An 11433-nucleotide genomic window follows, 5' to 3' on the forward strand; every position below is an offset into this window, starting at 1 on the left:
CCGCCGTCGCGCCAGCGCAGCGTGGAATCGTCCGCGGAGAACGGTGCGGCGGGCTCACGGAAACGGCTGAGACGGATGGCTGCCATGTCGGTGAAGTCCGCGGCGAGCTGGATGTCGATTTCCACGTCGAGAGCCTCAAGGGAGGTGCGCAGTTGCAGGGAGTGCCGGACGACGCCGGGCGTGACCGTCCAGGTCTGGAGAAGTTCGACGGCGGGGTCCTCCGTGGCCCCCGGGATGCCGCGGACCAGTCCACGCACACGCAGCACACCGCCGGGCTCCGCCTCGACCGTGGCGGGCTCCGGCTCGTGGCCGTTCACCCGTACCTCTGCCCGGCACAGCATCCGCGTGTCCCCGTGCAGCAGGCCCGTGAACCAGCCGCCGCCCGCCACGCCGGACGCGTCCGGGGTGGCCGGGCCGCTGGTCAGCCGCCCCTCGGCGTCGAGCCACAACTGGGTGGGGGCGGCAACGGAGCAGTGCTGGCGGTGGAGTGCTGGCTGGACTGTCATGCGCCCCACCCTATGCCGGGTACCGGACCGGCTCAACGGGCCCGCGGGGCCCCGATCTCGGAGCCGGAGCAGGGAAACGAGGGACTGTTCCTGGCTAAGCCGGCGGCAGGTCTTCCATCGGGAAGGCCACTGCTTCGCCGACGACGCGGAGGCACAGTTCGGTGCCGGGGCGGGCGATCGAGGCGTTCCAGTGCCGGATGGTGATGACTTCGCCGCCGCCGGGGTAGCGGTGGTCGGCCACAGCGCCTTCCGCGAGGACGGGCGGGACGGCGAGCTTGAGCCGCACCGTGGTTTCGGGCCCGAAGTAATCGGTGTCCACCACAACGCCGCGGATCGGGCCGTCCTCGGCGATCCGGATCTGCTCCGGGCGCAGCATGAGCTGGACCCGGCCCTGCGCCGGGGGCCGGCGGACAGGGATGCCGCCCAGGGAACAGGTGGCGAGGGAGCCTTCCATCCAGGCATCGAGGATGACGGCGTCGCCCAGGAATTCGGCGGTGGCGCGGTCCGCTGGGCGGGTGTAGACGATGAACGGGTTGCCGATCTGCGCCAGCCGTCCGCCGCGCATCACCGCCACCTGGTCTGCAAATGACAGCGCCTCGCCCTGGTCGTGCGTGACCAGGATAGTGGTGACGCCGGCGTCCTGGAGCACCTTGCCCACCGCCCGGCGGGTCGCCACGCGCAGGCCCGCGTCCAGGGCGGAGAACGGCTCGTCCAACAGCATCAGTTCCGGCTCGCGGGCGAGGGCACGGGCCAGGGCCACACGCTGCTGCTGCCCGCCGGAGAGCTCGTGCGGGCGCCGCTTGGCCACGGCCGGGTCCAGCGAGACCATGTCCAGCAGTTCGGCCACCTTGTCTTTGACACCACGGTGGCCGTCGGGGAGCTTGCCGGCGTCGAGCCCGAAGGAGATGTTCTGCCCGACGCTCAGGTGGGGGAACAGGGCGCCGTCCTGCGCCACGTAGCCCACGTGGCGCTTGTGCGCCGGGACCCAGAAGCCGTCGCCGGCCACTTTGGCGCCGTCGAGCGAGATGCTGCCGGTGTCCGGGTGTTCAAAACCCGCGATCAGCCGCAGCAGCGTGGTCTTGCCGGAGCCGGAGGGGCCCACGATCGCCGTCGTGCCGCCCTTGCCCACCGAGAGGTTGACGCCCTTCAGGACGGCCTGGGCGCCGAAGTTCTTGGTGACGGCGTCGATTTGCAGGTGGCTGTTGGTGCTGGTGGCCACGGAGGCCGCGATCCGCGGTTCCGGGAGCCGGGAGGGGCTGTAGTCGGTCACTGTCCCGCTGCTTTCTTGGACTGCTGGAAGAGGAGGTAGGTCATCGGTGCCGAAATCAGGATCATCAGCAGGGCGTACGGTGCCGCCCCGGCGTAGTCGATTTCGCTGCTCTTGCTCCAGAACTCGGTGGCGAGGGTTCTGGTGCCGTTGGGGGAGAGCAGGAGTGTTGCCGTCAGTTCGTTCACGATCGCCAGGAACACCAGCGCGGCACCGCCCGCGGCGGCCGGTGCAGTGAGCCGCAGCGTGACCCGGAGGAAGGCCAGCAGCGGCGGCTTGCCGAGCGCCTGGGCGGCCTCGTCGAGTTCCTTCGGGGCCTGGGCCAGGCCGGATCGGATGTTGACCAGCGCGCGCGGCAGGAACAGCAGCACATAGGCCGCGATCAGCAGTGCCGAGGTCTGGTAGAGGTTGGGCGCCGCCTTGATGCTGACAGTCACGAAGGCCAGGCCCACCACGATCCCCGGCATGGAGCTCGTGATGTAGTTGGACAGCTCCAGGGCCTTGCTGAACCAGCTGGGGTGCCGCACGGCCAGGTACGCCATCGGGAACGCGACGACGGTGGTGGCCAGGGCGCCGGCCAGGCCGTACGTGAGGGTCTGAAGCAGGGCCGGCAGGAACTCGTCCGCGGCCCAGATTTCCGGGCCGCCGGAGAAGATCCAGCGCAGCACGAAGGTCAGTGGAAGCCCGAAAGCCAGCGCGGTCAGCGCGATCAGGAACAGCTGGGCCGGGACCTGGTAGGCGTGCAGCGGAAGTCGCAGGGCGCGGGCCTGGGCGCCGGAGCCGATCCTGGCGTACCGGGCGCTGCCACGGCTGCGCACTTCCACCAGCAGCAGGATCAGGCAAAGGAATACCAGCACGCTGGCCAGCATGTTCCCGGCGGTGCCGTTGAAGGTGGACTGGTACTGCACCATGATCGCGGTGGTGAAGGTGTCGAATCGGATCATCGCGAAGGCGCCGTATTCGGCCAGCAGGTGCAGGGACACGAGCAGCGCGCCGCCGGTCATCGCGATCCGCAGCTGCGGCAGCACCACGCGGAAGAAGGCGCGCCAGGCGCCGAGGCCCAGGGACGCGGCGGACTGTTCGATGGCCGGGTCCAGCCGGCTGAGCGTGGCGGCGGCCGGAATGTAGACGAGCGGGAAATAGGACAGCGTGGCGATCAGCACGCCGGACCACAGGCCCTCGAGCGACGGCACCGCGGAGACCCAGGCGTAGCTGTTGACGAAGGCCGGGATGGCCAGCGGGGCCGCGAGCAGCACAGCCCACCACTTGTGTCCCTTGAGGTGCGTGCGTTCCACCAGCCACGCGCCGCCCACGCCGAGGATGAGGCACAGCGGCACGGTGACCAGCATCAGGAGGACCGTATTGAGCAGCAGCACGCCGACGCGTTCCCGGAAGATCAGCTCCACGGCGGTGTCCCACCCGGTGGCCACCGTCATGACAATGACGTAGCCCAGCGGAATCAGTGCGAAGAGGGCGATCAGGACCGCCAGGACCGCTATTACAGAAACGCCGAAAGGCGGGCGGGGGCGCTTGCCCNNCCCCTGCCCGCCGTCGTCGTGCTCCCCGGTGTTTCGGGAGCCGCCAGCTTGGTTGTCACGTGGTTACAGCAGTCCTGCCTTGGTCATCAGCTCGGTGACCTTGGCGGAGTTGAGCTTGGCCGGATCCACCGTCGGTGCCTGCAGTTCCGGCAGCGGGACGAGCTTCTCGTTGGCCGGGACATCGGAGGCGATGGCGTACTCGAATGAGGTGCCCTTCTGCAGGACTTCCTGGCCCTTCTTGCCGGTGATGAACTTGACGAAGGCCTGGGCCGCCGCGGCATTCTTCGAGGACTTCAGCACACCGCCGCCGGAGACAGATACGAACGCGCCCGGATCCTGGTTCTTGAAGTAGTACGGGGTGACGTTCTTGGAGTTCTCGCCGGTCTTGGCCTGGTCGCCGTAGTAGTAGTAGTGGTAGATCAGGGCGGCGTCGACTTCACCGGCGTTGACCGCCTTCATGGCCGTGCTGTTGCCCTTGTAGGCCTTGGAGTTTTCCTTCATGCCCTGCAGCCATTCCTCGGTGGCGGCTTCACCCTTGAGTTCCAGCAGGGCGGAGACGATCGCCTGGAAGTCGGCGCCGGACGGCGACGCCGCCCATTTGCCCTTCCACTCCGGCTTGGCCAGATCCAGCATGGACTTGGGCAGCTGGTCTTCGCTCAGCTTGGCCTTGTCATAGACCAGAACGGTGGAGCGGGCCGCGATGCCGGTCCACTTGTTCGTGGAGGGCCGGAACTCGGCGGGCACCTGCCCGATGGTCGCCTTGTCGACGTCGGCGAAGAGGCCGGCGTTTTCCACCTGGGCCATGGCCGGGGAGTTTTCGGTGAGGAAGACGTCGGCCGGGGAGGCCTGGCCTTCCTGGATGATCTGGTTGGACATCTCGGTGTCCGAACCCTGGCGCATGGTGACCTTGACGCCGGTTTCCGCGGTGAACGCGTCCACCCATTCCTTGGTCAGGGACTCGTGCTGGGCGTTGTAGACCGTGATCTCACCGGAGATCTTGCCGTCAGCGGCGGCGCTGCCGCTGGGGGACGTGGAGGTGCCGGAGCCACAGGCGGCCAGGCCGAGCGCGGCGGTGGCGGCAAGTGCGATACCTGCCAGCGCGTTGTTGCGGATCTTCATGGGGCTGCTTTCTGGAGGGAAGGTCTTCGGAACCCTAGCCCCCTGTGAGCGGGGGAAGTTAGGGCATGCTCACTAGGAAAAACTGTAGGTTAGCCAAACCTAAGCAACCAAGCTGAGGGTGCCATAAGTGATCAGGATCACATCGATTACGAAACTATTGCGTGACCTAATTGTCGGCGGGTGATTCCGTGGGGGACTCCGCCGGCGCCTCGACAGGCGCCAGCGCGACGCGTCCGGCGATGGAAGCGGCGGCTTCCAGTACCATCCACGCCTGCAGCTGGGTGGAAAGTTCGACGGCGGCGCCCGCCTGGTAGCTGCGCCGTGCCGGCAGTTCGGGGCGGGTGGAGAACAGGATCCGGCCGCCCTTGCGGGCCAGCGGCTCCCGGGCCGACATAACGCGGCGGCCCTCCCAGAAGGCCTCGGCGGTGTCGTTCACGAGCATCGCGGCCGTCGCCCGGGTCCCGGCGGGAAGCCGCTCGTCGACGGCGGCCAGGGCCAGGTACCGGACCAGGATGCCCGTGAACAGTCCGCCGTCGCCGGTGCCCTCGCACCGCAGGACCGTGGCGCTGCGCCCCATCAGGGGCGCGGGGAGGGTGAGGCTGTGCCCCACCGACGCCACCAGTGAGGCTGCCCGGCCCAGGTTGGCCTCCCCGCCGAGCTCCAGCAGCGCGCCCAGGACCGGACCCTGGTTGTAGGTGTAGATGGCGCTTTCCAGCACCACATCGCCGCCGGGGGCGATCCGGAGGCCGTCCCGGTACATACCCTGTTCGGGGTCGAACAGGCGGGCGTCCAGCCAGTCCAGCAGGGCCTGCGCCCTGGCCGGCTGCCCGGTGCGGGCGTAGTACAGCGCCACCGGCGCCGTGGCCGGCGTGTTCTTGAAATCCCGCTTCTTGCTCCAGAAGGTGCCGCCGCCGAGGTCGTCGGTGGAGGCGGAATCGAACTGCAGCGTGAGGCTCTTCAGGACCTTGGCGTTGCGGCGGCGTCCGGCCTCCTTGCGGCTGTCCCGGGCCAGATTCTCCAGCCGCAGCGTGGACAGCGCAAGCCAGGCCATGTCGTCGTAGTAGTTGTTGACGACGGTGAGGAAGTTGCGGATCCGGATCCCGGTGACAAGCCTGGAGGCGAGCCGGCCGGCGCTGGGCCGGTTCTCGCCGTCGAACCGTGTTCCAGGCCGGCCCTCAGGGCCCAGTTCGCGTCGCCCGGTGTCCACGAGGCAGTCCACATAGTGCGCCTGCCACCAGTAGTGCCAGGGCCGGGCCAGGTTCCTGAGCCGGCCCGAGGGACGCACGATCGCGGCGATGTGGGTCCCCGGCAGGAAGAACAGCCGCTGCCCGAACAGCCGGGTCACCGAGCGCGCCGCCTCGTCAGCCCGGAACGACCAGTTGGGGGCGGTGGAAAGGTCTGCTGGGGTCATGGTTCCAGCCTAGTAGCGGCAGTGCGTCCGGGGTGTGATCGTTGCGGCGTCGCGGCAGGCGATTCCGGCCTGCGGCGGGGATGTCCGCGCTGCCCCACGGCGGCGGCGCAGGGTGAAGGTGCGGAATGCCGGCATTCCAGTTAACATTCACTAACTAATGTTCCCTGTCAGTTCGTGACGCTGCACACAGTGTCGTGGCGGGTTCCGGTTCCACATCAAGGAGGATGCATGGACATCAAAGGTACAGTCGCGCTGATTACGGGCGGGGCCTCCGGCCTCGGGGCTGCGACGGCGCGCCGCCTGTTCGACGCCGGCGCCTCGGTCGTCCTGGTGGACCTGCCTGGCTCCGCCGGGCAGGCCTTCGCCGCCGAGTTGAACGCCCGCGGGAACGTCCAGTCAGGGGCCCCCGCTGCCGGCGCCCCGATGGAGCCGGCCCGCAAGGCCGTCTTCGTGCCCGCCGACGTCACCAGCGAGGCCGAGGTGCAGGCCGCCGTCGACGCCGCCGTCGCCCTCGGCCCGCTGCGGATCGTGGTCAACTGCGCCGGGATCGCCACCCCCGGAAAAGTCCTGGGCCGCGACGGCGTGCTGCCGCTGGAGACCTTCAACCGCGTCATCCAGATCAACCTCGTGGGAACCTTCAACGTCATCCGCCTTGCAGCGGCCGCGATGGCAGCCACCGAGCCTGCCGTGACCGAGCTCGGCGGCCCGGAGCGCGGCGTCATCATCAACACCGCCTCCGTCGCCGCATTTGATGGCCAGATCGGCCAGCCTGCCTACGCCGCCTCCAAGGGCGCGGTGCACGCGATGACGCTGCCGATCGCCCGGGAACTCGCCAGGTCGCTGATCCGGGTCGTGACCATCGCACCGGGCATCTTCGAGACGCCCATGATGGCGGGACTGCCGCAGGAAGCGCAGGACTCCCTCGGACAGCAGGTACCGCACCCGTCCCGGCTGGGCCGGCCCGCCGAGTATGCGAACCTCGCCGCTCACATCGTGGACAACGCCATGCTCAACGGCGAAACCATCCGGCTCGACGGCGCCATCCGGATGGGGCCGAAATGAGGCAGGCCGGACTCGCCGATTGGCCCGCTGCGGCTGATTCCGTCGCAGGGCTGCCGACCGCCGATTTCTTCGACTTCGAGTCGATGCTCAACGCTGCGGAACAGGCAAAACTGGCCGAACTGCGGGAGTTCCTGGCCCGCGAGGTGGCGCCCTTCGCCGGTGAGTGGTGGAACAAGGCCGAGTTCCCCGCGCAGATCCTGCCCAAGCTGGCCGCCCTCGAGCTTAGCGCCCCGGCCCAGCGCGGCTACAGCAACCTGTTTGCCGGGGTGGTCATCGCCGAAATGACGCGGGTGGACACGTCGCTGGCGACGTTCTTCCTGGTCCACCACGATCTATTTGTGGAGTCGCTCTACGGCTTCGGCTCCGAGGAGCAGAAGGCGCGTCTGCTCGATGACGCTGCGAACCTCCGGACCACCGGGGCGTTCGCGCTGACTGAACCGGAGCATGGCTCCGACGTGGCCGGCGGCATGGAGACCGTCGCCCGGCGGGTTCCCGGCGGGGCTCCCGACGGCGGCGACACCTGGGTGCTCAACGGTGCCAAGCGCTGGATCGGCAACGGGACGTTCTGCGACTATATGCTCGTGTGGGCCCGCGACGAGGCCAACGGCGGCATCCGCGGCTTCATCGTGGACGCGACCCTGCCCGGCGTGAGCCGGAGCCGGATCGAGAACAAGATCGCGCTGCGCACGGTGCAGAACGCGGACATTGTTTTCAAGGACGTGCAGGTGGCCGAGACGGACCGCTTCGCCGGGATCAACAGCTTCGAGGACACCAATGAACTGCTGCGCGGTTCACGGATCATGGTTGCCTGGCAGGGCGTCGGCCAGCAGCTGGCCGCGTTCGACGTCGCCCGGCAGTACGCCGTCGAACGCCGTCAGTTCGGGCGGCCGCTGGCGAAATTCCAGCTGGTCCAGCAGCAGCTGGTCACGATGCTCGGCAACGCCGTGGCGAGCATGGGGATGATGGTCCGGATTGCGCAGCTGCAGGATCAGGGCGCCGCGGACATGCCGCAGGTGGCGCTGGCGAAGTCCTATGTGAGCGCCCGGATGCGCGAAACCGTGGCGATGGGCCGGTCGCTGCTGGGCGGCAACGGGATTGTGACCGACTACCGGATGGCCAAGATCTTCGCGGACGCCGAGGCGATCTACACCTACGAGGGCTCGTTCGAGATCAACACGCTGATCGTGGGACGTGCCGTGACCGGGGTGTCCGCGATCGTCTAGAACTGGCGGCTAGAACTCGCCCGGTTCTTTCTCGCCGGCCTCGATCCGGTAGTCCAGGCTGTTGTTCCTCACCGGCATGGGGCACGTGCCGTACGGGGTGAAGGCGCTCGGGTAGTTGATGGCCCGGTTGAAATCCAGGATGACCGTGCGGTTTCCGAGGGCGTCGACGCGCGGCCGGGCCGTGGAGACCTTGCGCCACTCATCCGTACTTTCCCCGTTGGTCTCATCGTGGAACGTGACCGTCAGGGCACCGAGCTTTTCCTCCTCGGCCTGCAGGTGGAACTCGTGGTCCTTGCCGGGCAGCCGGAAAACGAGCTCGCCCACGGAACGGTGAACCCCGTCCACCAGCGGATTGGCAGTGCCGATGGGGACGTCCACGGGCTCCGGATACGGGACAAACCGGGCCTCGACCACGAGGTCCGGCCGGTAGTCGAAAGTGGGGACGCCGTCGAACCCGGTGAACACGGGCGACGCCGAATCCCGGGTGCGCACGGCGTACTTGTTGGCGCGCATTGCCAGCTCCACCACCACCTGCCGGCCGTCCGCGCCGCCGTAGCGGACCCACATCAGCGACTCCTCATTGGATAGCGCCGCGCTGACGGTGCCCTCCACGGGTTCGCCGGTGTCCACGAGGGTGAGGCCCTCGGCCGCGGCGGCGGTGAGGAACGCCGTCGTGCCGTCGGTGGACCAGAGCCCGGGGGCGAGGTCGACGGCGGCAGGCCGGTCCTCCAGCCACTGGAAGGAGGTCAGCGTCAGCCAGCCGTACTCGCTGGCCAGGGCCGTGTTGCGGCTGTTCCGGAAGCGCTGCCAGCGGGCGAGCTGGGCGTCAGGGGCGGGCTGTGTTGTGTTCACGGGTTCCTCCCGAGGCTGGCGGCGACAAGTTGCGATGCGGTGTCGCGGGCGGCGGTGGCCGCCGCAGGATCGGCGTCGAGCACGCCGCTGGCGAGTCCGCCGTCGAGCACCAGGGTCAGGCTGCGGGCGAGCTGGCCCGGGTCCGGGGCGCCGGCCTGGACGGCCAGGTCACGGATCCAGGCCCTGATGTGCTCCTTGTGGGTCACTGTCCGTTCGTGGACGCAGGTCCCGGAGGCGGACTCGGCCGCGGCGTTGATGAAGGCGCAACCGCGGTAGCCGTCGCGGCGGCAGGCGCTGGCCAGGGCGTCGAACAACCCCACGAGCTGGGCCGCGGCGTCAGGCCCGGCGGCTTCCGCCGCGGCCTGGAGCTGCCCGGTCCAGACCCCGTCCACCTTCTCCAGGTAGGCCAGGATCAGGTCGTCCTTGGCCGGAAAGTACTTGTAGAACGTGGCCTTCGCGACGCCGGATTCGGCGATGATCGTATCGATGCCGGCGGCGCGGAGCCCCTGGGCGTAGAAGAGCCGGAAGGCCGTGGCAAGGATCTTTTCCCGCGCCTGCCCGGCGGGTGTCCGAACGGCCTGTGGTGTCCTGATGGCGGTCGGAGTCATGGTTCCATGCTACACAGACAAGTCTGTCTATGGTTGCCCGCTGGATCCCCGGGCCGCAGCTGGCCACGACGTCGTCATCGGGACCCGCGACCCGCAGGCGACCCTGGCGCGGACCGAGCCGGACCTGATGGGAGCCGCCCCGTTCGCCCAGTGGCATCAAAGCCACGGCCAGATCGATGTCGCACGCTTCGCCGAGATGCTCCTGACGATCTGGCTGCGGCTCTGGGGTGCGCTCGGAACAGCGGACTTCAATTTCAAGATCGCCCGCTAGTTCACCCAACTAACTCGCAGCTGTGGCCGTTTTGAGGGCCCAAAACGGCCACAGCTGCGAGTCACATGGGACCCCGGGCCGGGGGAGGGGCGCTGACACTATCTGAGACGGATTCCCCGACCGCCGCGGCGGCGGGTAGCATCCTGTAGGAAGAAAGTAACCGGGCTCACAGTATCCAGCGCAGTGTACGAGCCAAGTCCTCCCGAAAGATTGTCTCCATGGCTGACACTGCAACGAATTCCGGCACCGATCTCGCCTCCGAACTGCGCGCCGACGTCCGCCGGGTCTCCACCCTCCTCGGCGAATCCCTGGTCCGCCAGCACGGTCCCGAGCTCCTGGACCTCGTCGAGCAGGTGCGCCTGCTGACCAAGGAGTCCAAGGAAGCCGCCCGCGGCGGCGCAGACGCCACCGGGCCGTGGAGTTCGTACGACGTCGTCGCCCAGGTCCGCGAACTGCTCGGCTCCCTGCCCCTGGACCAGGCGACCGACCTGGTCCGCGCATTCGCGTTCTACTTCCACCTGGCGAACGCCGCCGAGCAGGTGCACCGGGTCCGCGGGCTGCGCACCCGGCAGGAAAAGGACGGCTGGCTGGCCAGGGCAGTCACCGACATCGCAGGCCAGGCCGGCCCGTCGGTCCTGCAGGAAGTCGTGAACGAACTCGACGTCCGGCCCATCTTCACCGCACACCCCACCGAAGCCTCCCGCCGTTCCGTGCTGGATAAGGTCCGCCGGCTCTCGGACATCCTCGCCGAGAGCACGGTGGAGGGCACCTCCGCCCGCCGCCGCCAGGACCGTCACCTCGCCGAAGTGATCGACCAGATGTGGCAGACGGACGAACTCCGCCAGGTCCGGCCCACCCCGGTGGACGAGGCCCGGAATGCGATCTACTACCTCACCGGCATCCTGGGCGACGCCCTGCCGGAGATGCTCTCGGACCTCTCCGATCTGCTCGGCGAACACGGCGTCACGCTCCCCGCCGTAAGGGCGCCCATCCGCTTCGGCTCCTGGATCGGTGGCGACCGGGATGGCAACCCCAACGTCACCGCAGCTGTCACCCGTGAAATCCTGCAGATCCAGAACCAGCACGCCGTCCGGATCAGCATCGGCCTCATCGACGGGTTGATCTCCATCCTCTCCAACTCCACGGCGCTCGCCGGGGCGGACCAGGAGCTGCTGGACTCGATCGACGTCGACCTCAAGAACCTGCCCGGCCTGGACCGCCGGGTCCTCGAACTGAACGCGCAGGAGCCCTACCGGCTCAAACTCACCTGCATCAAGGCCAAACTGCTCAACACCGCCCGGCGCGTCTCAGCCGGGGCGGCGCACGAGCACGGCCGCGACTACACCGCCACCGCGGAGCTCCTCGCCGAGCTGGGCCTGCTGGAGCGCTCGCTCCGCAACCACCACGCCGCGCTCGCCGCCGACGGCGCCCTGGCCCGCGCCCGCCGCGCCATCGCCTCCTTTGGCCTGCACCTGGCCACCCTCGACATCCGCGAGCACGCCGACCACCACCACGACGCCGTCGGGCAGCTCATGGACCGCCTGGGCGGCCCCGGCGTCCGGTACGCGGAACTCAG

10 protein-coding genes and 1 pseudogene (1 of these 11 only partly in view) are annotated in these 11433 nt (G+C 68.8%); 4 read left to right on the forward strand and 7 right to left on the reverse strand.

Annotated features, from left to right (window positions below):
• The 5 genes from K789_RS0115295 to K789_RS0115315 all read right to left on the reverse strand — a co-directional run.
• On the reverse strand, positions 1-506 hold a 506-nt coding region (locus tag K789_RS0115295; RefSeq protein WP_029705129.1), incomplete at its 3' end, for a glycogen debranching N-terminal domain-containing protein.
• A 94-nt stretch (positions 507-600) separates the two neighbouring features.
• On the reverse strand, positions 601-1776 hold the full coding sequence (locus tag K789_RS0115300) for an ABC transporter ATP-binding protein (RefSeq protein ID WP_024367518.1): 1176 nt from the start codon (positions 1774-1776) through the stop codon (positions 601-603).
• Positions 1773-3209 (reverse strand): ABC transporter permease, encoded by a 1437-nt coding sequence (locus tag K789_RS0115305; protein WP_237739616.1) that lies wholly within the window; start codon positions 3207-3209, stop codon positions 1773-1775. Before K789_RS0115305 ends, K789_RS0115300 begins: the two co-directional genes overlap by 4 nt.
• Before the next feature lie 165 nt (positions 3210-3374).
• The gene (locus K789_RS0115310) at positions 3375-4430 is read right to left on the reverse strand and encodes an iron ABC transporter substrate-binding protein (protein WP_024367519.1); all 1056 of its coding nucleotides are present in this window, start codon (positions 4428-4430) and stop codon (positions 3375-3377) included.
• A 166-nt stretch (positions 4431-4596) separates the two neighbouring features.
• Positions 4597-5841 carry a glycoside hydrolase family 76 protein gene (locus tag K789_RS0115315; protein WP_024367520.1) on the reverse strand — a complete coding sequence of 415 codons (1245 nt, stop codon included), beginning with the start codon at positions 5839-5841 and terminating at the stop codon, positions 4597-4599.
• 228 nt (positions 5842-6069) lie between these two features.
• On the opposite strand from K789_RS0115315, the gene K789_RS0115320 reads away from it, so the two are divergent.
• Together K789_RS0115320 and K789_RS0115325 are read left to right on the forward strand one after the other, a co-directional pair.
• Positions 6070-6903 carry an SDR family NAD(P)-dependent oxidoreductase gene (locus K789_RS0115320; protein ID WP_024367521.1) on the forward strand — a complete coding sequence of 278 codons (834 nt, stop codon included), beginning with the start codon at positions 6070-6072 and terminating at the stop codon, positions 6901-6903.
• Positions 6900-8126 carry an acyl-CoA dehydrogenase family protein gene (locus tag K789_RS0115325; RefSeq protein WP_024367522.1) on the forward strand — a complete coding sequence of 409 codons (1227 nt, stop codon included), beginning with the start codon at positions 6900-6902 and terminating at the stop codon, positions 8124-8126. The genes K789_RS0115320 and K789_RS0115325 overlap by 4 nt, the downstream gene beginning before the upstream one ends.
• A 9-nt stretch (positions 8127-8135) precedes the next feature.
• Here the strand turns inward: K789_RS0115325 and K789_RS0115330 are convergent, their stop codons facing one another.
• Together K789_RS0115330 and K789_RS0115335 are read right to left on the reverse strand one after the other, a co-directional pair.
• On the reverse strand, positions 8136-8978 hold the full coding sequence (locus K789_RS0115330; RefSeq protein WP_024367523.1) for a DUF1684 domain-containing protein: 843 nt from the start codon (positions 8976-8978) through the stop codon (positions 8136-8138).
• Positions 8975-9586: a TetR/AcrR family transcriptional regulator gene (locus K789_RS0115335; protein ID WP_024367524.1), complete on the reverse strand. Its 612-nt coding sequence runs from the start codon at positions 9584-9586 to the stop codon at positions 8975-8977. The genes K789_RS0115330 and K789_RS0115335 overlap by 4 nt, the downstream gene beginning before the upstream one ends.
• On the opposite strand from K789_RS0115335, the gene K789_RS26240 reads away from it, so the two are divergent.
• Both K789_RS26240 and ppc read left to right on the forward strand, forming a co-directional pair.
• Positions 9585-9857 (forward strand): hypothetical protein, encoded by a 273-nt coding sequence (locus tag K789_RS26240; RefSeq protein WP_024367525.1) that lies wholly within the window; start codon positions 9585-9587, stop codon positions 9855-9857. The genes K789_RS0115335 and K789_RS26240 overlap by 2 nt on opposite strands.
• A gap of 218 nt (positions 9858-10075) precedes the next feature.
• Positions 10076-11433: pseudogene (gene ppc / locus K789_RS23265) on the forward strand (phosphoenolpyruvate carboxylase) (it continues 1458 nt past the right edge of the window).

It is taken from the genome of Arthrobacter sp. TB 26, from assembly GCF_000427315.1.
In the GTDB taxonomy this organism is placed as follows: domain Bacteria; phylum Actinomycetota; class Actinomycetes; order Actinomycetales; family Micrococcaceae; genus Arthrobacter.

Bases quoted from the DNA above. Each gene is read 5' to 3' on its own strand.
- K789_RS0115315 (WP_024367520.1), bottom strand. From the start codon at position 5,841: ATGACCCCAGCAGACCTTTCCACCGCCCCCAACTGGTCGTTCCGGGCT.
- K789_RS0115325 (WP_024367522.1), top strand. From the start codon at position 6,900: ATGAGGCAGGCCGGACTCGCCGATTGGCCCGCTGCGGCTGATTCCGTC.
- K789_RS26240 (WP_024367525.1), top strand. From the start codon at position 9,585: ATGGTTCCATGCTACACAGACAAGTCTGTCTATGGTTGCCCGCTGGAT.
- K789_RS0115320 (WP_024367521.1), top strand. From the start codon at position 6,070: ATGGACATCAAAGGTACAGTCGCGCTGATTACGGGCGGGGCCTCCGGC.
- K789_RS0115335 (WP_024367524.1), bottom strand. From the start codon at position 9,586: ATGACTCCGACCGCCATCAGGACACCACAGGCCGTTCGGACACCCGCC.
- K789_RS0115305 (WP_237739616.1), bottom strand. From the start codon at position 3,209: ATGACGGTGGCCACCGGGTGGGACACCGCCGTGGAGCTGATCTTCCGG.
- K789_RS0115310 (WP_024367519.1), bottom strand. From the start codon at position 4,430: ATGAAGATCCGCAACAACGCGCTGGCAGGTATCGCACTTGCCGCCACC.